General features: G+C 72.7%; 21 protein-coding genes. 10 read left to right on the top strand and 11 right to left on the bottom strand.

Annotated features, from left to right (window positions below; all coding sequences use genetic code 11):
* Positions 1–45 precede the first annotated feature (45 nt).
* The 3 genes from ASD33_RS04650 (at position 46) to ASD33_RS04640 (ending at position 4,095) form a co-directional block, all read left to right on the top strand.
* Positions 46–1,290 carry a GNAT family N-acetyltransferase gene (locus tag ASD33_RS04650; protein WP_056553506.1) on the top strand — a complete coding sequence of 415 codons (1,245 nt, stop codon included), beginning with the start codon at positions 46–48 and terminating at the stop codon, positions 1,288–1,290.
* 68 nt (positions 1,291–1,358) lie between these two features.
* Entirely contained in the window at positions 1,359–2,018 is a 660-nt protein-coding gene (locus ASD33_RS04645) for a TetR family transcriptional regulator (protein ID WP_056553503.1), read from the top strand.
* A 76-nt stretch (positions 2,019–2,094) separates the two neighbouring features.
* Positions 2,095–4,095 (top strand): ATP-binding domain-containing protein, encoded by a 2,001-nt coding sequence (locus tag ASD33_RS04640; protein WP_056553500.1) that lies wholly within the window; start codon positions 2,095–2,097, stop codon positions 4,093–4,095.
* On the opposite strand, the gene ASD33_RS04635 is transcribed toward ASD33_RS04640, so the two are convergent.
* The 3 genes from ASD33_RS04635 to ASD33_RS04625 form a co-directional block, all read right to left on the bottom strand.
* Positions 4,028–5,152 carry a WYL domain-containing protein gene (locus ASD33_RS04635; protein WP_063991897.1) on the bottom strand — a complete coding sequence of 375 codons (1,125 nt, stop codon included), beginning with the start codon at positions 5,150–5,152 and terminating at the stop codon, positions 4,028–4,030. The genes ASD33_RS04640 and ASD33_RS04635 overlap by 68 nt on opposite strands.
* On the bottom strand, positions 5,149–6,573 hold the full coding sequence (locus ASD33_RS04630) for an MFS transporter (protein ID WP_056553497.1): 1,425 nt from the start codon (positions 6,571–6,573) through the stop codon (positions 5,149–5,151). Before ASD33_RS04630 ends, ASD33_RS04635 begins: the two co-directional genes overlap by 4 nt.
* 127 nt (positions 6,574–6,700) lie before the next feature.
* Positions 6,701–7,186, bottom strand: a complete 486-nt coding sequence (locus ASD33_RS04625) for a MarR family winged helix-turn-helix transcriptional regulator (RefSeq protein ID WP_056553494.1) — start codon at positions 7,184–7,186, stop codon at positions 6,701–6,703.
* Positions 7,187–7,542: 356 nt separating this feature from the next.
* Here ASD33_RS04625 and ASD33_RS04615 point away from each other — a divergent pair, with 356 nt between their 5' ends.
* The 3 genes from ASD33_RS04615 to ASD33_RS04605 are packed head-to-tail and all read left to right on the top strand — an operon-like array spanning position 7,543 to position 11,923.
* The gene (locus ASD33_RS04615; protein WP_056553488.1) at positions 7,543–8,721 is read left to right on the top strand and encodes a tyrosine-type recombinase/integrase; all 1,179 of its coding nucleotides are present in this window, start codon (positions 7,543–7,545) and stop codon (positions 8,719–8,721) included.
* Complete coding sequence (locus ASD33_RS34830; protein WP_056553484.1) at positions 8,718–11,339, top strand: site-specific integrase; 2,622 nt, start codon at positions 8,718–8,720, stop codon at positions 11,337–11,339. Before ASD33_RS04615 ends, ASD33_RS34830 begins: the two co-directional genes overlap by 4 nt.
* Positions 11,336–11,923: a DUF6262 family protein gene (locus tag ASD33_RS04605; protein ID WP_056553481.1), complete on the top strand. Its 588-nt coding sequence runs from the start codon at positions 11,336–11,338 to the stop codon at positions 11,921–11,923. Before ASD33_RS34830 ends, ASD33_RS04605 begins: the two co-directional genes overlap by 4 nt.
* A 202-nt stretch (positions 11,924–12,125) precedes the next feature.
* Here ASD33_RS04605 and ASD33_RS04600 read toward each other — a convergent pair whose 3' ends face one another.
* On the bottom strand, positions 12,126–12,437 hold the full coding sequence (locus ASD33_RS04600; protein ID WP_242426830.1) for a hypothetical protein: 312 nt from the start codon (positions 12,435–12,437) through the stop codon (positions 12,126–12,128).
* Positions 12,438–12,720: 283 nt separating this feature from the next.
* Between ASD33_RS04600 and ASD33_RS04595 the strand changes: the two genes are divergently transcribed.
* Positions 12,721–13,209 carry a hypothetical protein gene (locus ASD33_RS04595; RefSeq protein ID WP_242426852.1) on the top strand — a complete coding sequence of 163 codons (489 nt, stop codon included), beginning with the start codon at positions 12,721–12,723 and terminating at the stop codon, positions 13,207–13,209.
* A gap of 27 nt (positions 13,210–13,236) precedes the next feature.
* On the opposite strand, the gene ASD33_RS04590 is transcribed toward ASD33_RS04595, so the two are convergent.
* From ASD33_RS04590 to ASD33_RS04575, 4 genes are all read right to left on the bottom strand, one after another.
* Positions 13,237–13,716: a DinB family protein gene (locus ASD33_RS04590; RefSeq protein ID WP_079044560.1), complete on the bottom strand. Its 480-nt coding sequence runs from the start codon at positions 13,714–13,716 to the stop codon at positions 13,237–13,239.
* 296 nt (positions 13,717–14,012) lie between these two features.
* Entirely contained in the window at positions 14,013–14,432 is a 420-nt protein-coding gene (locus ASD33_RS04585; RefSeq protein WP_056553478.1) for a VOC family protein, read from the bottom strand.
* A gap of 123 nt (positions 14,433–14,555) precedes the next feature.
* Positions 14,556–16,853, bottom strand: coding sequence for a HEAT repeat domain-containing protein (locus ASD33_RS04580; RefSeq protein ID WP_056553476.1), 2,298 nt, complete (start codon positions 16,851–16,853; stop codon positions 14,556–14,558).
* Positions 16,854–16,915: 62 nt separating this feature from the next.
* The gene (locus ASD33_RS04575) at positions 16,916–17,602 is read right to left on the bottom strand and encodes an SMI1/KNR4 family protein (RefSeq protein WP_056553474.1); all 687 of its coding nucleotides are present in this window, start codon (positions 17,600–17,602) and stop codon (positions 16,916–16,918) included.
* Between the two features lie 105 nt (positions 17,603–17,707).
* Between ASD33_RS04575 and ASD33_RS04570 the strand changes: the two genes are divergently transcribed.
* The 3 genes from ASD33_RS04570 to ASD33_RS04560 all read left to right on the top strand — a co-directional run bounded on the left by ASD33_RS04570 (position 17,708) and on the right by ASD33_RS04560 (position 19,309).
* Positions 17,708–18,211, top strand: coding sequence for a helix-turn-helix transcriptional regulator (locus tag ASD33_RS04570; protein WP_056553473.1), 504 nt, complete (start codon positions 17,708–17,710; stop codon positions 18,209–18,211).
* A gap of 67 nt (positions 18,212–18,278) precedes the next feature.
* Positions 18,279–18,866, top strand: a complete 588-nt coding sequence (locus tag ASD33_RS04565) for a hypothetical protein (RefSeq protein ID WP_056553470.1) — start codon at positions 18,279–18,281, stop codon at positions 18,864–18,866.
* 89 nt (positions 18,867–18,955) lie between these two features.
* Positions 18,956–19,309 (top strand): DUF2516 family protein, encoded by a 354-nt coding sequence (locus ASD33_RS04560; RefSeq protein ID WP_056553467.1) that lies wholly within the window; start codon positions 18,956–18,958, stop codon positions 19,307–19,309.
* Positions 19,310–19,423: 114 nt separating this feature from the next.
* Here the strand turns inward: ASD33_RS04560 and ASD33_RS04555 are convergent, their stop codons facing one another.
* The 3 genes from ASD33_RS04555 to ASD33_RS04545 form a co-directional block, all read right to left on the bottom strand.
* Positions 19,424–20,662 carry a PP2C family protein-serine/threonine phosphatase gene (locus ASD33_RS04555; protein ID WP_056553464.1) on the bottom strand — a complete coding sequence of 413 codons (1,239 nt, stop codon included), beginning with the start codon at positions 20,660–20,662 and terminating at the stop codon, positions 19,424–19,426.
* 459 nt (positions 20,663–21,121) lie between these two features.
* Positions 21,122–22,171, bottom strand: coding sequence for a C40 family peptidase (locus ASD33_RS04550; RefSeq protein WP_056553460.1), 1,050 nt, complete (start codon positions 22,169–22,171; stop codon positions 21,122–21,124).
* Positions 22,172–22,400: 229 nt separating this feature from the next.
* Positions 22,401–23,192, bottom strand: a complete 792-nt coding sequence (locus ASD33_RS04545) for a hypothetical protein (protein ID WP_056553457.1) — start codon at positions 23,190–23,192, stop codon at positions 22,401–22,403.
* Between the last annotated feature and the right edge of the window lie 74 nt (positions 23,193–23,266).

Here is a 23,266-nt window from a genome sequence, read left to right as displayed (position 1 = left end):
AAAAGTCGGGTGCGGTCGTCACCGGCCCGTGCGTAGGGTCGAAGGATGAGTGTCGACGTACGCACGGTCACGGAGTCCGAGTTCCCCGACTGGCTGCGGGCCCTGCGCACCGGGTTCCTCCGTCCGCCCCTCGTGTCCGACGAGGAGGCCGCCGACCGGCTGGCCCACGCCGACCTCGCGCGGACGCGCGCCGCCTTCGACCGCGACCGGGTCGTCGCCACCTTCCGCTCGTTCCGGCAGGAGGTCGGCACGGTCGGCGGGGGCAGTCTCACCGCCGACGCCATCACCCAGGTCACCGTCTCCCCGACGCACCGCAGGCGCGGACTGCTCAGCCGGATGATGGGCGAGGACCTGGGCGCCGCCCGGGAGCGCGGCGACGCCCTCGCGACCCTGATCGCCGCCGAGTACCCGATCTACGGGCGCTTCGGCTTCGGCCCGGCGAGCTGGGCCACCGAGTGGAGCGTGGACCTGCGCCGTGCGGGCCTCGACCCGCGCCGCTCGGGCCGCCCGGAGGACGGCGGCCGGATCGACCTCACCGACGCGGCGGAGATCCGCAAGGCCGGCCCCGAGGTGCACCGCCGGCTCGCCGGCCTCCGCGCCGGGGTCACCCACCGCAGCACCCGCGACTGGGAGTTCGGCACGGGCCTCGGCGTACAGACCGATCCCTGGACGGAGCCGTACTACGCGCTCTACCGCAACGCGTCCGGCGAGGCCGAGGGGTACGTGGCCTACGGCTCCGACCAGAAGTGGGACGACGCCAAGCAGCCGGTGAACACCGCGAAGGTGCGCGACCTGATCGCCTGCACCCCGGCCGCCGAGCGCGCCCTCTGGACCTACGTCTGCTCCATCGACTGGATCACCACCGTCCGCTCCGGCTTCCGCGCGCCCGACGACCCGCTGCCGATGCTCCTGCCCGACCCGCGCGCCGCGAGGGTCGTGACGCACGCCGACATGCTGTGGGTCCGCGTCCTGGACGTCGTCCGGGTCCTGGAGAGCCGTACGTACCCGGTGGCGGACGGTCTCGTGCTCGACGTCCGGGACGGCGACGGATTCGCCGGCGGGCGCTACCGGCTCGACGCCTCCCCGGACGGCGTCGCCTGCTCCCGTACGACCGAGTCCGCCGATCTCGCTCTCGACGTCGCCGAGCTGGGGGTGCTCGCCTTCGGTGACGAGTCGGCGGTACGGCTCTCCCGGCTGGGGCGCGTGGAGGAGCTGACGCCGGGCGCGGCGGGCCGTGCCGAGCTGCTGTTCCGGACCCCGCTGCGGGCCTTCTCGCCCGACATCTTCTGATCCCCGCACGGGCGGCCTCACTAGGATGGGCCGCAGGTGGAAAGGGGTGTGCCGTGAGCTCGGACTCTGTGGCTGATGGGGCCGGTGGGGCTGATCCGGCCGAGTCGGCCGGCGCGCCCGGTCTGCGGGAGCGGAAGAAGGAGCGGACCCGGCAGGCCCTGTCGGAGGCCGCCGTCGCCCTGTTCCTGGAGCGGGGCTTCGACACCGTCTCCGTCGCCGAGGTGGCCGCCGCCGCCGAGGTCTCCAAGCCGACCCTCTTCCGGTACTTCCCCGCCAAGGAAGACCTGGTCCTGCACCGGTTCGCCGACCACGAGGACGAGTCGGCCCGGGTGGTGACCGCCGGGCGGCAGGCCGGGACCGCCCCGCTCGACGCGCTCCACTCCCACCTCCTCGACGGGCTCTCCCGGCGCGACCCGGTCACCGGGCTCTGCGACCACCCGGCGGTCCTCGCGTATCTGCGGCTCCTGTACGGCACCCCGGCCCTGGTGGCGCGCATGCACGCGTACCAGGGGCGGTCGGAGGTCGCCCTCGCCCGCGCGCTCGGCGGCGACCCCCTGGGCGCGCGCCTCGCCGCCGGTCAGATCGTGGCCGTGCTCCGCGTCCTGGCCGAGGAGAACACGGCCCGGATCGCGGCCGGGGAGACGGCCGGGCAGGTGGAGGCGGACGCGGTGGCCGCCGCCGGGCTGGCCTTCCGGGCGCTGCGGGAGGGCCTTCCGTACGGGGCGTGAACCTGCCCGCCCGGACTCGAATCCGTAGACAAGTAAAAAATGTAACCCAGTAACGTTTTCCGTTAGGCTTGTCGGAATGACGTCACTGGACCTTGAGCTCGCCCGCGAACGCTCCCACCACGACGCCTGCCGTGCCGCCCTGATCCGCATGACCGAGGACGTCGCCGGGCAGGTCGTCACCGGCGAGGACACCGCCGCCTCCGGCGCCGACGCCGAGGCCCTCGGCCGGCACCTCCGCAGCCGCGCGAAGGAGATGCGGGAGCAGCCGCCCGGGCCGCTGTTCTTCGCGCGCCTCGACCGCGAGGACGGCCAGATCCACCACATCGGCCGCCGCCGCATCGCCGAGGACCACGCCGCCCCGCCTCTCGTCGTCGACTGGCGCGCCCCCGTCTCCCGCGCCTACTACCAGGCCGGCGCCCACGATCCGCAGGGCGTCCTCCGGCGCCGCCGCTTCGGCTGGGCCCCGTACAGCGACGGCGCGTCCGAGGACCTGACCGCCCTGGAGGACGAACAGCTCACGGCCGGCGGCGCGGTGACGGCCAGTGCCCTGCTCGCCGGGGAGATCGAGCGGCCCCGGGTGGGCCCCATGCGGGACATCGCCGCCACCATCCAGCCCGAGCAGGACGACCTCGTACGCTCCGACCCGGCCGCGTCCCTGTGCGTGCAGGGTGCGCCCGGCACCGGCAAGACCGCCGTGGGGCTGCACCGGGCCGCGTACCTGCTCTACACGCATCCGCAGCGGATCCGCCGTTCCGGCCTCCTCGTCCTCGGTCCGCACCGGGCGTTCCTCTCGTACATCTCCGAGGTGCTGCCCTCGCTCGGCGAGACCGGGATCCGGCAGGCCACCCTCGCCGACGAGATCGCCCGCCATCCGGTACGCGCCGAGGACGGCGGGGCGGCGGCGTCGGTCAAGCACGACGCCCGGATGGCGGAGGTGCTGCACCGCGCGCTGTACGGCCGGGTCGACCCGGCCCCGGCGGACGACCTCGCGGTCCCCGACGGCTCGTCCCACTGGCGGCTGCCCGCAGCGGGGCTCGCGGAGATCGTCGCGGCGGTACGGGAGGAGGCGCCGCCCTACGCGACGGGCCGCGAGCGGGTCCGCGCCCGGATCGTACGGGCCCTCCAGCTGCGTGCCGAACGCCGCTGGGGTCCCATGGGCGCGGCCTGGGCGCGGCGGATCGAACGGGCCCGGACGGTCACCGCGTTCCTCGACGCGTGCTGGCCGAGGACCACCCCGGAGGAGGTCCTCGCGGGCCTGCTCACCGACCCCGCCGACCCGGCCCTGACGGCGGCCGAGCGGGCGGCGATCCGCTGGGAGCGGCCGCCGCGCTCGTACCGTTCGGCGCGCTGGACCGCCGCCGACCTCGTCCTTCTCGACGAGCTGGCCGGGCTGATCGAGCGGCCCGAGAGCTACGGCCATGTCGTCGTCGACGAGGCCCAGGACCTCTCGCCCATGGAGTGCCGGGCGATTGCCCGCCGCACCGGGTTCGGCTCGCTCACCGTCCTCGGCGACCTGGCCCAGGGCACCACCCCGTGGGCGGCCCGCGACTGGCCGGAACAGCTGGCGCACCTCGGCAAGCCGGGGGCGCCCGTGGTGCCGCTGACCCTCGGCTACCGGGTCCCGGCGGCGATCGTGGACCTCGCCAACCGGCTCCTTCCGCACCTGGGCGCGGACGTGCCGGCGGGCCGGTCGGTGCGGAAGGACGGCGAGGTGACGGTCCACCGGACGACGGACCTTCGCACGGCGACCGCCGAGGCGGTGCGGGCCGCGCTGACGGCGGAGGGCTCGGTGGGGGTGATCACGACGGAGGAACTGGTCGGGGTGGCGGAGTCGGCGGTGACGGGTCTGTCGGATCTGTCGGGGGAGGCCTCGGGGAGGGCCGGGGAGCGGGTGACCGTGTTGCCCGCGAGTGCGGTCAAGGGGCTGGAGTTCGACCACGTCGTGGTGGTGGAACCGGCCGCGATCGTGGCGGCGGAGGCCCGGGGCGCGAACCGGCTGTACGTGGCGCTCACCCGCGCGGTGTCCCGGCTGACGCTGGTGCACGAGGAGGAACTGCCGGGGTGGCTGAGGGGGTAGRCGGGGAAGGGGGTGCCGGGGTGGCTGAGGGGGTAGGCGGGGAAGGGGGTGCCGGGGTGGCTGAGGGGGTAGGCGGGGGTGGAGGGGCGGTCGCGTCCCGTCCCTCCTCCGTGCCCTCCCGCCCGTACAGCGCCGTGAGTTCCGCGCCGATGCGCGCCAGGGCCGTGCGCGCCTCCGGTGGGGACAGGAGTTCCACTCGGGCTCCCAGGCCCGCCAGGCGGGCGGCGATCACCTCCGGCGAGGGGCCGTCGGCCTCGATGGCGGTCCAGCCGTCCGGGGCGCGTTCCCCGTACCGCACACGGCCGTTGAGCAGGCCTTCCAGCACCTGTTCCGTGCCGGGCGCGGCCCGGCCCCGTACCGTCGCGGCGACCAGCCGGTCCTCCATCCGGGCGGCGAGCGCCCGCCACGCGGTGGCGAGGTCGAAGCCCTCGGGCCGTACGGCGGGGGCGCCGGTCTCCGTCACGGAGGTGACGCGGCCGACCCTGAAGGTCCGCAGCCCGTGCTCGGTGTCCGCGACGAGGTAGCGGACCCCCGCCTTCACGGCGATCCCCAGCGGGTGGACGGTCCGCTCGCTCGGCTCGCGGCCGGGCCTGGCGTACCCGATCACGACCTCCCTCGCCTCGACCACCGCCCGCTGGAGCGGGGCGAGCCGGGGCTCCTCCGTCCCCGCCCCCGACCAGTCGGTGCCGTCGGAGATCCCCGCGCGGGCTGCCGCCTCGGCGCCCTCCCTGAGGGGTGCGGGGAGGGCCCGTACGAGCTTCCGCAGGGCGGTCCGGGTCTGCGGGCTCGTGTCGGCGTCCGGGCCGGTGAGCAGGAAGAGCTGCCGGATCTCGGGGGCGGTCAGACCGGTCAGGTCGGTACGGGCTCCGCCGACGAGGGACCAGCCGCCGCCCTGGCCCGCCTGTGAGTACACCGGGATCCCGGAGCTCGCGAGAGCTTCGAGATCCCGGCGTGCGGTGCGCTCGGACACGTCCAGTTCGGCGGCGAGTTCGGCGGCGGTGACGCGCTGCCGGGTCTGGAGGAAGAGCAGGGCGGCGACGAGTCGATCGGCTCTCATGCCGCCATTGTCAGGGCCGCGGACGCCTGTTCGGGGCGGCGGCGCAGGACGGTGAGGGCGAGGGCCAGGGCGGCGAGCAGGAGCGCGGTGCCGACGGCGAAGGCGAGGTGGTAGCCGCCGGTCAGGGCCTCGCCGGCGGGCCGGCCGGCGGCGGAGAGGGACGCGGTGCGGGAGGCGGCCAGGGTGGAGAGGACGGCGATGCCGAGCGCCATGCCGATCTGCTGGGTGGTGTTGAAGAGCCCGGAGGCGAGGCCGGCGTCGGCCTCCTCGGCGCCGGACATGGCGAGCGAGGTGAGCGCGGGGAGCGCCAGGCCGAAGCCGGCGGCGAGCAGCATCACGGGCAGGAGGTCCGTCACGTACGAGGCGTGGACGGGGACGCGGACCAGCAGGCCGAGGACGCCGACGAGCATCAGCAGGCCGGTGAGCAGGACGTTCCGCTCGCCGAAGCGGGCGATGAGGCGGGCGGAGGCGCCGAGCGAGACGGCGCCGATGACGGCGGCGGCGGGCAGCATCGCGAGGCCGGTCGCGGCGGCTCCGTAGCCGAGGACCTTCTGCAGGTAGAGGGCGACGAGGATCTGGAAGGAGAAGAGCGCGGCGACCATCAGCATCTGGACGGCGTTGGCGCCGGAGACGGCGCGGGAGCGGAGGATCCGCAGCGGCATGAGCGGGTGCGCGGCCTTGGCCTGGCGGAGGAGGAAGCCGGCCAGGAGGGCGAGCGCGAGGGCGCCGAGGCCGAGGGTGTGCGCCGAACCGGCCCCGTACTCCTCGATCTTGACGACCGCGTAGATCCCGGTCATGAGGCCGGTGGTGACGAGCAGGGCGCCGAGGGCGTCGGCACCGGCCGTGAGTCCGAGGCCCCGGTCGGCGGGGAGGGCGCGGAGGGCCACGAGGAGGGTGGCGAGGCCGATGGGCAGGTTGATGAAGAAGATCCAGTTCCAGTCGAGGGCGTCGGTGAGGACACCGCCGAGGACCTGGCCGAGGGAGGCGCCGGCGGCGCCGGTGAAGCTGAACACGGCGATGGCGCGGGCGCGTTCGCGGGGCGCGGTGAAGAGGGTGACGAGGATGCCGAGGCCGACCGCCGAGGACATCGCGCTGCCGACGCCCTGGAGGAAGCGGGCGGCGACGAGGAGGCCGGGGGAGGTGGCGAACCCGGCGAGGAGGGAGGCGGCGGTGAAGATCCCGGTGCCGGCCAGGAACATCCGCTTGCGGCCGATGAGGTCACCGAGGCGGCCGGCGAGCAGGAGGAGGGAGCCGAAGGCGATCAGGTAGGCGTTGACGACCCAGCTGAGGCCGACCGGGGTGAAGCCGAGGTCGCTCTGGATGGCGGGCATGGCGACCGTGACGATGCTGCCGTCGAGGACGGTCATGAGCATGCCGGTGGCGAGGACGCCGAGGGCGAGCTGACGGGAGGGCGCGGGCATGGGGATCGCTCCTGTTCGGTGGCGGGAACAGGAGCGACGTTAGCAGATGGTTTTGTTGCAGACTATTTTTTACGGAACGAGTTTGAGGGCGCCTACCTGGGTCTCCCCGCCCGCCGGCCTGCCTGGGCTATCCGCGCTGGCGGGCCCGGCGGGCGGGGGTCGGGCTCTCGACGGGGGTCTCCAGATGGCCGGTGACCAGCAGGTTCAGGGCGCGGAGGAGGGCGGCGCGCTCGTCGTCGGGGAGGGAGGCGAGGGCTCCCTCGTGGACGCCGTCGACGATCTTCTGGCTCTCGCGGGCGGCCTTCGCCCCAGCTTCGGTCACGGCGATGGTCCGGGCCCGCCGGTCGGTGCTCGACGGCCGGCGCTCGGCGAGCCCGGCCTTCTCCAGGGCGTCGACGGTGACCACCATGGTGGTCTTGTCCATGTCACCGATCTCCGCGAGCTGCGCCTGGGTGCGCTCCTCCTCCAGGGCGTGGACCAGGACGCAGTGCATCCGGGGGGTGAGCCCGATCGCCCCGAGCGCGGCCGTCATCCGGGTCCGCAGGACGTGACTGGTGTGGTCGAGGAGGTAGGAGAGGTCGGGCTCGGTGCGGGTGGGCGCCATGGCTGTCATGCCGTCCAGTCTGCCAGGAACGGGGGCGATCGGTCCGTCGCGGATTATCGGGAAGCGGATGAGTGGGGGCGGGGGGCGCGCAGGATGGGGGCATGGAGAGCGCGCAGGGGTACGGGGCGGGTGCGGGGTACGAGGGGGAGAGGGCGCGCGGTGCGAGGAGCGAGGGGGAGCGGGCGCGCGGTGCGAGGAGCGGGGGACCGCTGCCTCTGCCCCTGCTGTTCCTGGACGTGGACTTTACCGACCGCGGGCAGTGCTGCCCGTGATGTCCGTCTGAGCCTGTGACCTCGACGTCATGGGCTCGTTTACCGACCGGGGCCGGGATGTCGGTCATGTTCCGGAGTCGGTGCGGAGGGCAAGTGGCACGGCACGTCGTGGTGGGGGACCTGAGGGTCCAGCGGATCGAGCGGAAGGACGGGCGCAGGTCATGGACGATCGTCTGGCCCGAGGGCACGCTCCACGTGGAGGCGGACCGGTTCCTGCGTGAGCACGAGGGCTCGGGCACGCAGAAGACCTACGCGTACTACCTGGTGGACCACCTGCGGTGGCTGGAGCGCGAGTGCCTGGCCTTCGACACGGTCCAACTACGCGATCTTGAGAGGTACATGGGGATCGTCGGAGCCGAGGTCCGCATGCCGCTCGGAGAGCCGTGGCGAGTCGGCAAGCGGCCCTACGGGCGCTCCGCGCTGTCGACCGCAGCGGCTTGCTTGAAGGGCTTCTACCTGCGCCAGGCCTCCCTCGGCATCAACGGCGAGCTCGGCAAGAAGCTCGACAAGTCCCGGCTGCCGTCTCGGGTGGACCGGCGCCGATCGTTCCTCGGTCATGTGAAGTCTCCAATGCCGACGAACCCGCTGGCGCCGAGGGGGCCGCACCGTCGACACCCGAAGATGCTGCCGGAAGGGGCGAGGGAGAGGCTGCTGGAGACGGTGAACGCCGCCCGGGACCGGCTGGTCGTCGACTGGCTCGCCGACGGGGGGCTGCGGATCGGCGAGCTCTGCGGGCTGCACCTGGTCGACCTGCACCTGCGGGAGAACGCTGCCTGCGGCGAGTGCCGCACCCCGCACCTGCACGTCTGTCACCGGCCCGGCAACCCGAACCGCGCCGAGGCCAAGACCAAGCACCCGTGGCGGGTCGAGCGCGGGACGGTGACCGGCGGGCTGATCAAACGAGTCAGCCCGGCGATGGTGCACTCCTACTTCGAGTACATCACCACCGAGTACCCGCGCGGCGCTCGGCACGGCATGCTCCTGGTCCAGCTGCACGGTGCCGATGCCGGCCGGCCGTGGGCACCGGTCGGCGCCCGCCGGATGCTCGGCCGGGCCGGGGAACGCGCTGGTCTGGGAGCGGTGAAACCCCACGCCTTCCGGCACACGTTCACCTCGGCGGTTCTCGATGCCGCGAACGGCAATACCCTGATCGCCCGGGACGCGGGCGGCTGGACCTCGGCCGCGATGGTCGACGAGGTATACGGCCACGTCGACATTCATGACCCGGTTTTCGACGCCGCTCTGCGTACGGTCTGGGGTGAGGGCCGATGAAGCGCCGGGACGCCTTCCTGCTGCCCTTGCTGGCCACGCACCAGGACGACACTCGGATCGACCGGGATCGCCTGGAGATCATTGCCGCGCTGCTGAACGCACCCTCCTTCGATCCCCTGTTCCGCAGCGACATCGTGCAGATCCCGCCAGGGCACCAGACCTACCGATGGTTCTGCCGGGTCGTCGGCTGTCAACGCGCCCTTGGTCCCGGAGACTTCTGCCATGCTCACCGTCAGAGGTGGCTCGCCGTCGCGAAAGAAGGTGTCAGCCGTTCGGCGTTTCTCAGCGCCGCTGAACCGCTGGACCAGGCAGTCGAACACGACGGGAATCTGTCCTGTCTGATCTGCCCCGAGCGGCCCGCGCGGGCGGGCCGGTATCGCCTCTGTGAGCACCACCTCCAGGAATGGGGGCGGACACGAGCCGACCAGGACACCTCGCTCGACTTCGATGGGTGGGCTGCCGAGCAAAGCCCTGCTCCGGGATTCGGAACCTGCATGGTGCTGGTCTGCCCCCTACTGGCGGAATCCCCACTGGGACTGTGCCGCCGTCACACCAACGCCTACCGGAGGGCGGGTTTCCCTGGCGGTGCGTCCGTCTCGGAAGGACGGCGGGACGGCCGAGCCACAGTCGGTCATGTCGACCACGCCCAGTTCCAGACATGGTGCGTCGCGGAGGCCGCGGTCGCCTTTCCCGCTCAGCTGAACCTGCGCGGGCTGCGGCCCTTGGCACGAGCAGAGATCCAGTGGGGGCTGTTCAGCCACACCCAGCGGCCGCGTCCGGCCCGCTGGGACGTCATCCCGCTCCGGATGGTGGTGAACGCCTGCCGCGAACAGGATGCGAACTCGGTCGTCGATCTGGACCTCACTCGCCTGAGCAAGTCCGCCACCGGGATCGCGAAGGAGATCCTCCACGAACTGCGTCTGATCTATTTCACCCCCGAGGAGACCAAAGAGGCCGGATTCCTCGAGACCCGGCATTTCGGGATCAGTTACGAGCAGCGGCTCGGGCACATCAGCTTCGCCACGATCTCCCAACGATGGCTGCGGGACATCACGTGGGACTACTTCGCCGAACTCTTGCGCTCACCGCGCTGCCCCAACAGCGCCCACACCCTTGACCAGATGCGTCGAGCGATGACCGAGTTGAGCGCGTTCATCGAGGTCGACGCCCCCGGCGGGGGCTGTGACCCCACAGTCCTGAAGAAGGAACACGCCGACCGTTTCGTCGCAGACCAGCGGCATCGCGAGCGCCATGCGCTCCCGTCTCTGGCCGCGGTCCGGGCCGATGGGAAGCCGAGCATCGTCACGACCGGCACGCGTTCGGTGGTCTTCAACCACACCCGCAGGATCCTCCGCAAGGCGATGGACGACGGCGTGACGGACGCTGTCGGCCTGGCCAGGGAATTCGTCACCGCGCTGCCGAGTGCCGGTGCCACCGCCTATCAGAAGCGACGGCGCCCCTTCGCCGACGAGGTGGCACGCGCGTTGGCCGACGAGCACAATCTCGCCGAACTCACGCGCGTCCACGATCCGCATGACGAAGGTGCCCGGGACATCTGGGAGATCATCGTGGTCACCGGACGGCGGTTGGGGGAAGTCACCGAACTCCGCTGGAACTGCATCGGCCGACTCAACGGGCTCGCGATGCTCTGGCATGACCAGACCAAAGTCGGCAACTACGACGCGGCCATCCGCATCCCCGAGTCGCTCTTCGAGCGCATCGTCGACCGGCAACGCAAGACCCTGTGCCGGTTCGCCGACGAGCACGGCTACACCCCCACGGGTAGAGAACGCGACGGGCTCGCACTGTTTCCCAGCGGCTATCGCAACGCCGACGGGACGATCGCACTGAGCAGGCCGTGGTTCTACAGCCGTTTCCGGCCCTGGGTCGAAGCCATGGACATCGGCCACTGCGTCCCGCACCAAGCGCGCCACACCCTCGCCACCGGTCTTCTCCGCCAGGGCGCCACCCTCACCCACATCCGCCGCTATCTCGGACACGTCTCGGACCGGATGGCCGAGCACTACGTCCACCTCTCCAACACCGATCTGGAGAACGTGCTTCAGCACGTCTGGGTCGCCGGTCCTGGCACCGCCGTCCCAGGTGAGCTCCTCGCGGGCGACTCGGCCGGGGCGCTCACCAAGGAGCAGGCCCTGGCCATCGCGGTCGACCTTTCCCGCCGCAGCACCCCGGCCGAGGGCGGCTTCTGCACCTTCCAGCCCGTCGTCGCAGGCGGCGCCTGTCCTTGGAACCTGGACTGCCACAACTGCGACAAGTTCGTCCTCTCCGGCGCGGACCTCCTCTACTGGCGGCGCAAGCGCGAGCAGTGGCGGCTGCTGGCCGAGGGCGCCCCGGACGACGCGACCGCCGACTATCTGCACCGGTACTTCGAACCCACCGCCCGCGCCATCGACGGCCTGGAGAAGGCCCTGGCCGGCCTCGGCCTCCTCGACGACGCTCTTGCCCTGGACCTGCGCAAGCCGCAGGACTACTTCCACCGCGTGTGGTCCACGGCCTTCCGCGCCGCCGACCTCGCTGACGCCGGCAGTGAAGAGCAGGACGAGTACAGCGACACGTGCGCAACGGACGGCGACGATCTCGAACAGGACATCGCATGAAGACCACCACCGTCCCAGAACCCCGCACGGCAGCCGCCCTGGCAGCCCGCCGTCGCAAGACCGAGACCGCCCTCCAACGTGTCCACGAGGCCATTGCCCGCCTGCGGCGCGAAAAAGCCCAGATCAGTGTCGCCGCCGTCGCCCGCCGCGCAGACGTCTCCCGCACCTTCCTCTACGACAACCCCGAGGCCAGGACCGCCATCGCCTCGGCCATGGTCGAGGCCGGCGAACGCCTGTCCCGGACGCTCACTGAGCAGGACGACGAACGTGAGGCGACCTGGCGCGAACGCGCACTCAACGCGGAGGACGCCCTCAAGGCCGCTCAGGCCGAGATCCTCACCCAGCGGACCCGCATCGGTGAACTCATCGGCGAAGTAAGGGACTTGCAGGCCGAATGGACTGAGGAAGCTATCCAGCGGATCACCACCGAGAACACCACCCTCAAGCAGCGAGTCCGCCAGCTCACTGCCGACAACCGCACCCTCGACGAGCGGCTCAAGGCCGCCCGCTCCAACCTCCGGTTCCAGGACCGGCGCCTCGCCGACCTCGAAGCCCGCCTCGCCGATACTGGATCAGCGACTTGAGCCTGTCACGCTGAGGCCGGGACACCGGAAGCTGCGATTCCTTCAGGCAACAGCGATCTTAGGGAAGGTCGCTGTTGCCGCCCAGATTGCTGATCATGCGGCGCAGAACGTTGAGCGCCGCCACGTACTCGGCCGTTTCGATACCTTCATGCATCTGTTCGTGAGCGCGTGCGTTGCGATCCCTTGCACGGAGCCGCCCGGCCTACCCGGCCTCGGTCAGGGTGAGCGTCCCAGCGTCTTCCTTCATCCACCCGCGGGTGACCAGATCGTCGAAGACACCGTCGAAATCGATCCCGAGGTCATCGAACGTGACCAGCCGTTCAGCGAGCTTCGCGCGGCTCCACGCGCCGGGGGTGCCTGCGACATGGTTGAGCGTCCACCAATGCGGCTGGGTGAGATCTTCCACAGCCAGTTCCGCGCGGATGCGTCCAACGACTCTGCGGCATGCCTCGCCACTCCAGTAGCCAATGGGCTGGGAGGCAAGCTCCTCCTGGGAGTACTCCTTCATGGTCACGATCACGCGCTCCTTCTGGCCGACTGAACGGATACGAGCACGGTAAAAGCTCAAGCCTGCTTGAGGTCAAGGAGTCCCTGCGGCGCGGGATGCTGCCCCAGACACGCTCATGCTCTGGCCATCCCACGGCCCGTCCGCCGGACGGCGGACGGGCCGTTCCATGAGACCACCCGGACGAGCTACAGCAACGGTCCCAACTCGCCGTCACGGACATGTAGTCTATGAATCGTCGCAGGTCAGAGTCGGGATACGGGCTCCCGCGGTCGGTAAAGTGGACGGACCGCTGATCCCCTTCGGGGCGAGGGGTGGCGCGTACCCGACGTACCCGCCCGTGCCGCCGGCTTCCGTCAGCCCTCTCCTCGCGCGGCTCGATCCCGCGCAGGGGCCCCGGCTGGCGGCGCTGCCGTACGAGCTGGTGTGGGCGACGACCTGGGAGGGCGAGGCGAACGCCTGGGTGGCGCCGCGCCTCGGGCTGCCCGCGCTGCCGCTCGTCCCCTGGCCGGACGAGGACGCCGTCCCCGGGCGGGCCGGCCTGCACTGGAAGACGCCCGCGCTCGTGGCGTGGGCGGCCGGGCGGGCGTTCGCGTGGGTCGACGACGAGATCGGCGCGGCGGACCGGGCGTGGGTCGCCCGCCACCATCGCGGGCGGGCGTTGCTCCATCGGGTGGACCCCGGACGGGGGCTCGGGGCGGCGGACTTCGAGACGCTGGCGGGGTGGGCGCGTGGGGTGGAGGGGGCGGACGGGGTTCGCGGCGTGCACGGGGTGGGGTGAGGGCCCCTCACCCCGTCCGCCTCCCGGTCAGAGCCCCCGTGCGCCGTCGATCCGCTCGCGGAGGATGTCGGCGTGGCCGTTGTGGCGCGCGTACTCCTCGACCATGTGGATGAGGACCCAGCGGAGCGAGACGTGGCCGCGCCAGGAATCGTGGCCCGACACGTCGAGGTCGGGTGCCTCGGCGGCGTAGCGCTCGGCGAAGTCCACCGCCTCCCGCCAGGCCTTCCAGGCCTCGGTGACGGCCGACGGGTCGGATGTGGCGCCGTCGAAGTCGCCGTCGGGGTCGGCGGCGGAGGAGTAGAGCGGGCCGGCGTCCTCCCGCCCGGCGAGCACCTGCCCGAACCAGTGGCGTTCCATGTCGGTGAGGTGCCGGACGAGGCCGAGCAGCGAGAGCGTCGACGGCTCGGCGGCCCGCCGGGCGATCAGCTCCCCCGCCCGCGCCCCTTCGAGGCCCGCGCACTTCAGGACCAGGGTCTTCCGCTGGTCCGCCAGGAACATGGCGAGCATCTGACGTTCGTCCCCGGTCGCGGGTCCGGAGAAGCGCGGGCCGGGCAGGGCGGGACCGCCGGGCTCGGTCGCGTGCGCCTGGGGGTTCTCGTTCCCGGGCTCGTCGAGGACGTCCGCGCGGCGCCGGGGCGCGGGGCTCACCACGACCGCTCCCGGGCGGAGCGGGTGAAGCGAACGGACCGGGTGGAGCGGCCGGCGTACGGAACGCCCGGCCGGATGCGTACAACTGTCATGCGGACCCTCCCTGTTGGACCGGATCACATGCTGGCACGAGGGAGGGCCGCCGGGCAGGTGGGTTACGAGGCGGTACGGGGCCGGGCGAACCGGATCATGTTGCCGGCGGGGTCGCGGAAGGCGCAGTCGCGGACGCCGTACGGCTGGTCGACCGGTTCCTGGAGGACCTCGCCGCCGGCCGCGCGGACCTGCTCGAAGGTGGCGTCGACGTCCTCGGTGGAGAAGATCACCCCGCGCAGCATGCCCTTGGCGAGCAGCTCGGCCACGGCCTGGCGGTCGGCGGGGGAGGCGCCGGGGTCGGCGAGCGGCGGTTCGAGGACGATCGCGACGTCGGGCTGTGCGGGCGACCCGAGGGTCACCCAGCGCATCCCCTCGAAACCGACGTCGTTGCGGATTTCGAGACCGAGGGCGTCGCGGTAGAAGCCGAGGGCCTTGTCGTGGTCGTCGACGGCGATGAAGCACTGCGAGAGCTTGATGTCCATGCGATCGAAGCTACGGCGCGACGACGGATCCCGCTTCTTCGATCCTGACCGATGGGTGCCGTGCGGGGGAGGGGCGGCGCGGGGGGCACGGGGCCCCTCCGCGCACGCCCCGGCGTACGTACGTCAGTCGCAGGCGGTGAGCAGCTCCCCGACGGCGGCGCGGATGTTCTCGTCGTCGGTGAAGCCGCGCCAGCCGCCGCCGCTGCGGAACCGCTGGTCACGGGCGGGTACCCCGCGCAACAGGTCGGCGGCGGGCCGGGCGGCGCGGCCGATGCGGGCGAGGTGGCGTACGGCCGGGAGCATGACGGGGAGGTGGGTGCCGGTGGCGAGGTCCTGGACGGAGGCCATGAGGGCGGGGACGGTGGTGTCCGTGTCACCGGTCGCGGCCCACAGGGCGTACGCGGCCTCGGTGCGCGTCCAGGGCTCGGTGGCGGCGGTCATGGTCCTGAGCCGGTCCGCGAGGGGGGCGGCGTGGGGGCCGAGGTCGGCGAGCCTGCGCAGGGCGGGATGGCAGAAGCGGTCCGCGTCGATGCCGCGGCCGAGTACGTCCAGGGCGGGCCCGGGTTCGCCGCCGAGCCTCCAGTACGCCCAGGCCGCGAGTTCCGCGTGCGGTCCGGTGGTGAGGGCCCGGGAGAGGAGCAGGTCGCGTGCGCGGGCGGCTGCGGGGGCGGTCTCCGCGGAGGGGGCCGGGGTCGAGCCGTCGGGCGCCGAGCCGTTCGGGGTCGAGTGGTCCGGGGTCGAACCGTTCGGGGTCGAGCGGTCCAGGGGCGAGCCGTCCGGTGCCGAGCCGTTCGGGGTCGAGCGGTCCGGGATCGAGCCGTCCGGGGGCCCGATCTCCGCCAGCGCCTTCGCCGCCGGTGTCCAGACCCGGTCGTCCTCCGCCTCCAGCAGGGCGAGCAGCCGTGGGATCGCCGGCCTCGCCGCGGGCCCCCACTCCGCGAGTGCCGTGCAGAGCCGGCTGAGTACCCGCTCGTCGGTGGCGGCGTCGAGCCGCTCGCAGATCGAAGGGAGCAGCAGCTCGGCGTGGTCGGGGAGCCGGCCCAGCAGCTCGTCGAGCGCGGGGAGGACGGCGATGTGGAGGCGGTCGGCGGGGTAGTGGGCGGACGCCGACGCGAAGCCGGGGCGCGCGCCGTTGATCAACTCGATCGCGCCGGGGACGCAGCGGGGGTCGTTCATCCGGGCCAGGGCCCACAGGGCGGCCCCGCCGACGGTCTGCCGTACGCGCGTGGCGCGGGCGGCGGTGTCGGAGAGGAGAGCGGCGACCTCGTCGGCGTGGGCGGCGGCGGCCGGGCCGAGGCAGGCGAGCAGTTCGGTCGCCCGGAAGCGGGCTTCGACGGAGGGATCGTCCAGTCGCGCGGCGAGACGGGGCAGCACGGCGGCGGTCGGTGAGTGCCACCGGGACAGCAGCGAGCCCGCCTGGGCCAGGGCGCCGACGCGCTGTTCGGGGTCGTGGTGGTCGGCCAGCAGTCCGAGCGTGAACGCGGGATCGGGGCCGGTCATCAGCCCTGCGGTCCACTGGTGGATGCCCAGGACGCCGGTGCACACCGAGCTGGTGTGCCTCCACATCTCGACGGTGGGGTCGCGGAGCGCTTCGAGGACGAGACCGAGCTCGCGGGCGGGCAGGCCCGGCTCGTTCGGGGCGAGCGCGTGCACCGCCGCCAGACGGAGCTGGGGTTCCGGGGAGTCGAGCAGGCCGTGGAGCAGCGCGTGGACCTCGGTGCCGTGTTCGCCGACGGGCGCGCGGCGGGCGGCCAGGCCCAGGGAGAGGGCCAGTTCGAGGCGGGTCCCCGGATCGTCCTCGGTCTTCCAGCACCGCAGGAGTCCGGGGAGAACCGAGGCGCCGGGGTCGGCGCAGACGCCGAGCACGTCGGCGGCGGCCCGCCGGATGCGGGGCTCGGGGTCGTCGAGGAGGCCGAGCACCTCGGGGAGGGCGCGTTCCCACGCGGGTACCCAGCCGGGGTCGAGGAACCGGTCCTCGACGCGACGGGCCTCCGCCGCCAGCATCGCGACCAGCTCCAGCATCGCGCAGCGGGTCGGCACCCGCGGGGCGGTGGCCAGGCGCATGAGGAAGGGCAGCGCGGCGGAGGCGGCGGAACAGATCCAGCCGCCCTGGTGGAAGAGCAGGTTGAGCAGATCGGACGCGGCGTCGTCGGCGTCGTCGGCATCGTCGGGGGCGGTCGTACGGTCGGGCGTATGCGGATCGCCCGGCCCGCCGCCGTCGACGAGGCCCGCGTCACCCGCGTCACCCGCGTCACGCGCGCCCGGCCCGTCACTGGCGACGCCCGCGCCACCCGCGCCACGCCCGTCACTCACGTCCCGCCCGCCGCACCGCCTGAGCAGGTCGGGTATGTCCTCGGCGGACCCGTAGTTGTGCTCCAGCCCGGCCCAGTCGACCGCGTCCAGTCCCAGTCCCACCCACATGCGCGCGACCCTATCGCCCGGTCGCGTACCCGTACCGCTCGCCGGAGGTCCGGCGGCGGGGCTCAGGCTTCCGTCGTGGACGGCAGGACGAGCCGCTCGGCCTCCTCCAGCCAGCCGGTGTACCAGCGGCCGAACGTCACCGGCTTCCCGTCACCGTCGAGGAGCGGCGTCACGTCGCCCTCGTCCGCCCGGCCGTCGGACCAGATCGTGCCCCGGTGGATGCCGCTGAGGACCAGCCACTCCCGCTGCGCACAGCCCAGATGGCAGACCACGACGGCACCGGCGGTGAGTTCCGGGGCGTACGCGAGGGCGTACCACTCCTCGTCCCATGCTTCGAGGGCGTCGTCGAAGTCATCGCTCTCCGCGAAGTCCTCCTCCTCGGGGCTCCGGGCGCGGAGTTCGTCGAGACGCGCGGGGTCCGGCCCCCGCGCGGGGAACGGCTCCGCGAGCAGGGAGAGGTCCGCCAGGTCGGCGCCGTCGCCTTCCCAGCGCCACCGGTCCTGCGCGCGCCGCACGGGAAAGAGGCCGTAGGCCGGTCCCGCGCCCCCCGCGGCGACATGGCGGAGGAAGGTCCGGTACTCCTCCGGCAGCCGCACGCCTATCTGGTCCTCAAGTGTGGCGAGCTCCTCCTCGGTGAGCGGCTCTTCCAGGGCCCACCGGTGCCCGAAGCCCCCGAAGACCTGACTGCTCGCGGGCAGCGCGCCCAACGCCGCGACGCGTTCCCGTACCCCTGCCCACTGGTCGATCATGACCGGAACCGTACGGGGCACCACTGACACCGGCCCGCGAGGCGATAGAGCGACTCTTGCAAGCAGCTGCTTGCAATAGTTAGCAAAGGCTGGCATGGTCGGGGCATGGCATCGCTCAACGTCGGCAATCTCGGCAATCTCGGTGAGTACCTCCGCGAGCAGCGGCGGACCGCGCAGCTGTCGCTGCGGCAGCTCGCCGACGCCGCCGGGGTGTCGAATCCGTATCTGAGCCAGATCGAGCGCGGGCTGCGGAAGCCCAGCGCCGAGGTGCTGCAGCAGGTCGCCAAGGCGCTGCGGATCTCCGCCGAGACGCTCTACGTACGGGCCGGAATCCTCGAAGAGAAGGAGCGGGACGAGCTGGAGACGCGCGCCGTCATCCTGGCCGACCCCTCGATCAACGAGCGGCAGAAGCAGGTGCTGCTCCAGATCTACGACTCCTTCCGCAAGGAGAACGCCGCCGAGGCGGCGGTCGCCGCAGCGGCGGCAGCGGAAGCAGCCGCAGAAGCGGAAGCGGCAGCAGAAGCAGCCGCTGAAGCGGAAGCCGCCCACGCCGACGCGGACGCCGACACCGCCGCGCCCGATGCCCCCTCGCCCAAGAGCCGGCCCTGAGGCACGGCCCTCGGACCCGCCCCTCAGCCCTCGCTCGTACGTCACCAAAACCGGGAGGACCACCAGCATGGCCATCATCGACGAACTGCGTACCCCTCTCTACTTCGCCGCCGGCACCGCCGACCTCGTCGCCCAGCAGGCCAAGAAGGTTCCCGGCCTGATCGAGCAGATCGCCGCCGAGGCGCCCGCCCGGATCGAGGCCGTCCGGAACGCCGACCCGAAGGCCGTGCAGGAGAAGGTGACCGCGCAGGCCAAGGAGGCCCAGGCCACCGTCCAGTCGAAGTTCGCCGATGTCGTCGGCGGTTTCGACACGGACCTCAAGAAGCTCGGTGAGACCGCCCAGGACTTCGCCCTGCGCGGGGTCGGCGTCGCCGCCGAGTACGCGGTCAAGGCGCGCGAGAAGTACGAGGAGGTCGCCGCCCACGGCGAGGAGGCCGTCAAGGCCTGGCGCGGCGAGGCCGCCGACGAGATCGTCGAGATCGCGGTCGTCGTCGAGCCGGAGGAGTCGAAGGCCGAGCCCGCGTCCGCCGAGAAGCCGGTCGCCGCCGAGGAGCCGGCCGCGGACGAGCCCGAGGCCAAGAAGGCGCCCGCCAAGAAGGCCACCGCGCGCAAGGCCCCCGCCAAGAAGGCGAGCGTCACCGCCGAGAAGGAGTAGGTCCGGGCACCATGACGGGTACCTGGTGCGTTGTACCGGGTACCTTGGCCGCGAGGCGCTCTTCCCCTCTTCACTAGGCGGTGCTCAGCATGTTGCGCGCGGGATTCGACTCCCTCCTCTCCCTGGTGCTCTTCCTGGTCTTCATCGGCTTCGCCATCGCCGCGCTCGTCTTCGCCGCCATGGCACGCGAGGACGCCTACCGCGCCGCCGGGAAGCAGACGAAGAAGTTCTGGCTGATCCTCCTGGGCATCAACCTCGTCATGAACCTGCCGTTCCTGCCGTCGCTGCTGTTCCTGCAGATCGCCGGTCTGATCGCCGCCATCGTCTTCATGGTGGACGTCCGGCCCGCGCTCGCGCAGGTCTCGGGCGGCGGCCGTGGCGGCCGCCGGGGCGGCGGCTCCAGCAGTGACGGTCCGTACGGCCCCTACAACGGCGGCCGCTAGCAGCAACCGTGTGTACGGCCCCTACGACGGCGGCCGCTAGCAGCAACCGTGTGTACGGCCCCTACGACGGCGGCCGCTAGCAGTAACCGTGCAGATAGGACAGGACCCGAGGGCTCACCGCCCCCGGGTCCTGTCCCTTTCCAGGGCCAGGACCGCGACGTCGTCCGTCAGCTCGCCGCCGTTCAGCGACCGGACCTCCGTCACCGCCGCCTCCAGCAGTTCCTCGCCCCGCAGGCCCTCCGCCAGCTGCCGGTTGATCATCTCGACCATCCCGTCCTGGCCGAGCCGCGGCGAGCCCGGGCCCGCCGAGCGGCCCTCGATCAGTCCGTCCGTGTACATGAGCAGGCTCCACGCCCCGCCCAGCTCCACCTGCCGGCGCGGCCAGCGGGCGCGCGGCAGCAGTCCGAGGGCCGGGCCGCCGTCCTCGTACGGAAGCAGCCGGGCGGCCCGCCCCTGCCGGGCGATCAGCGGGGACGGGTGGCCGGCCAGGCACAGGCCCGCGCGGCGTCCGTCGGGTGCGATGTCGACGGTGCAGAGCGTCGCGAAGATCTCGTCGCTCTCCCGCTCGTGCTCCAGGACCTGCTGCATCGTCGAGAGCAGCTCGTCCCCGCACAGTCCGGCGAAGGTCAGCGCCCGCCAGGCGATCCGCAGCTCGACCCCGAGCGCGGCCTCGTCGGGGCCGTGCCCGCAGACGTCGCCGATCATGGCGTGGACGGTGCCGTCGGGGGTGCGCACGGTGTCGTAGAAGTCGCCGCCGAGCAGGGCGCGGGAGCGTCCCGGCCGGTAGCGGGCGGCGAAGCGCAGGTCGGAGCCCTCCAGGAGGGGTGTCGGGAGCAGTCCGCGCTCCAGACGGGCGTTCTCCTGCGCCCGGAGCCGCGACTCGGCCAGCTTCACCTGGACGGCGTCGGCCCGCTTGCGCTCGACGGCGTAGCGGATGGCCCGGCTGAGCAGCCGCCCGTCGAGCTCCTCGCGGAAGAGGTGGTCCTGGGCCCCGACGCGTACCGCCTCGGCCGCCAGCTCCGCGTCCGCGGAGGCCGCGAGCGCGAGCACGGCGTGGCGCGGGGCGAGGCGCAGGATGTGCCGCAGCGGGGCGAGCGGGTCGTCGCCGGCGGCGGCGCGGGGGCCGGGCAGGGAGAGGTCGACGAGCACGCAGTGGACGTCGTCGGTGAGGAGCCGCTCGGCCTCGGTGAGGTTGCGCGCGGTCCGGATCCGGACCCGGGTGCCGGCGGCGTCGGCCGCGTCGAGCAGTTCGGGTACGGCGAGGGCACCCGCGGGGTCGTCCTCGACGACCAGGAGGGTGAGATCGGTGCGGTCGGTGCCGGTGACTGTGCCTGTCATAGCGGTGGCGTCCATGGCGGTGGCGTCCGTAACGGTGATGTCGCCGGGTCCCGCAACGGCAGAGACGTTTCTCTGACGCGGTACGGATACGGGCATCGGTCCGGGTTTCCTTCCCTCCCCCCGAGGTGCGCGGGGCGCCGGGTGGCGCCCCGCCCGTCCCGGACCCTAGCGGTAGGGCGGTGCGCAGCGGAATGGTGATCGGCCGACCGGCGCCCGCGCCGGGCTTGGCATATGCCGCGGAAGGGGAGGTACTTGCCGTCACGCGGCCGCAGGGCCCCCGGAAGGCAATGAGAAACGTCACGCCGGGCGGGTACGGGCCGGGCGCTTGTCACACCACCCGGCCTCGGCGGCCCGTAGCGACCCCCGAGCCACCCGTAACGAGTGACGACCCCGAGCCGCCCGTAACGACCCCCGAGCCACCCGTAACGAGGAACGACCCCGAGCCGCCCGTACGGCGACAGGCGCCCCCGCCCGTCACATCGGACGGACGACCCCCAGGATCTCCATCGAGCCCGCGCCCGCGATCGTCACGTTCCGCCCCGGGCGCGGGGCGTGCACGATCGCGCCGTTGCCGACGTACATCCCGATGTGGCTCGCGTCCTTGAAGTAGACGATCAGGTCGCCCGGCCGCATGTCCTTGATCTCCACGTGCGGCAGCAGGCGCCACTGCTCCTGCGAGGTGCGGGGGATCGGCCGGCCGGCCACGCCCCAGGCGCTCTGGGTCAGTCCCGAGCAGTCGAACGAGCTCGGGCCCTCGTCCCCCCACCCGTACGGCTTGCCGATCTGGGCCGTGGCGAACTCGATCGCCTTCTTCGCCTCCGGCGTCGTGTCGGCCTTCAGACCGGCGAGGACACCCGTGCCGAGCCAGGTCGTCTGGGCCCGGTACTGCGCCTGCTCCTCGAGGCGGCGCAGCCGCTCGCGCTCCTCGGCGGCGAGCGTGGACTCCAGCTTCTTCGCCGCGTCGATCCTGTCGTTGATCTGCTTCTTGGCCTGGGCCTGCCGGACGCGGGCGGCCTCCAGCTTGGTCCAGTTGACGCCCGCGTCCTTGGCGTACACGTCCAACTGGGCCTGGGTGCGGTTCATTTCGCCGAGCAGGTCCGTGGTGGCCTTCGCCCCGGCCTTGAGCCGTCCCGCGGTGTCGAGGAAGAGCTGCGGGTCGTCGGTGAGGACGAGCTGCGCGCCGTCGGGGAGCCCGCCGTTGCGGTACTGGGCCCGGGCGGCGGCGCCGGCCCTGGCCTGGAGGTCCTCGATCTTCTCGCGGCTCTCGACGATCATCCGGGCGACCCGGACGATCTCCGCGGACTGCTCCTTGGTCTTCTCCTCCGCGAGGTTGTACGCGTCGGTGGCGACGGCGGCCTGCCGGTACAGGACCTCGATCTCCTTGCGCACCTCCTCCAGGCTCCTCTTCGGAGGGGGAGGCGGCAGGGGTGCGGCGGAGGCCTGGAGGGTCAGTGCGGGAGAGGCCAGCACGGTCAGGGCGCAGATCACGGTGATCGCGGCGGTGGCGTGGCGGCGTCGGTTCACGAGCTCCCCCTCGAGTGACCAGATCTGATTTACCGTCAGTAACTTGACGGTGACCTTGGCGATAGTGCCATGCGAAACCGCAAAGCAACAGGGGAAACCGGGGCCTGTCGGGCCTGTTTCCCTCACGGGGGACGCGTGGTGCGCGCGTGGCGTTCCCGACGTAGGGGAAATTCAGCGGGAGTTGGGGAAAGAGGGGGTCAGGGGGCGGGGAGCGGGGGCCGGGGGAGCCTCATCGGGGCGCCAGCGCCTCCCACCGCACCGACACCTCGCCCTGGCGCCACCGCCGGGGCCCGTCCGTGAGCGGCCAGTCCGCCGCCAGGTCGCGGACGGAGCGGATCCACCGCTGCCGCGCGCCGAGCGAGGCGTACGGGGCCGCCGCCGCCCACGCCCGGTCGAAGTCCCGCAGGAACGCGTGCACCGGCTCGCCCGGCACGTTGCGGTGGATGAGCGCCTTCGGCAGCCGCTCCGCGAGGTCGGAGGGGCGTTCCAGCGAGCCGAGCCGGGTCGCGAAGGTCACCGTCCGGGGCCCGTCCGCGTCGAGCGCCACCCACACGTGCCGGCGTCCGATCTCGTCGCAGGTCCCCTCGACGAGCAGTCCGCCGGGCGCGAGCCGCCCGCACAGTCGCCGCCAGACGGCCGTGACCTGCTCCTCGTCGTACTGGCGCAGCACGTTCGCGGCCCGGATCAGGGTGACCCTGCCGGGTACCGGGACCTCGAAGCCGCCGTGCAGGAAGGAGAGGCCCTCGTGCTCGTAGGGCTTCGCGGCCTCGACCCGTGCGGGTTCGATCTCGATCCCGTAGAGGCGGGTACGGGGTTCGGCGGTGCGCAGCCGGGCCAGGAGCTCGACGGCGGTCCAGGGGGCGGCCCCGTATCCGAGGTCCACGGCGAGCGGCGGCTCGGGGGAGCGGCGCAGGGCGGGGCCGTGGACGGCGGCGATCCAGCGGTCCATGCGGCGCAGCCGGTTGGGGTTGGTGGTCCCGCGGGTCGGGTTGCCGACGGGGCGGGTGGTGCGCGGGGCCATGCCGAAAAGGTTACGGGGTGGGGGTGAGGGGCGGCGCACCCCGGTAATTAATTGGCAAAGCGACACCGGTGAAG

The sequence above is a fragment of the Streptomyces sp. Root1304 genome (genome assembly GCF_001426405.1).
GTDB lineage: Bacteria > Actinomycetota > Actinomycetes > Streptomycetales > Streptomycetaceae > Streptomyces.
This window is presented reverse-complemented; position numbering and strand designations above follow the sequence as displayed.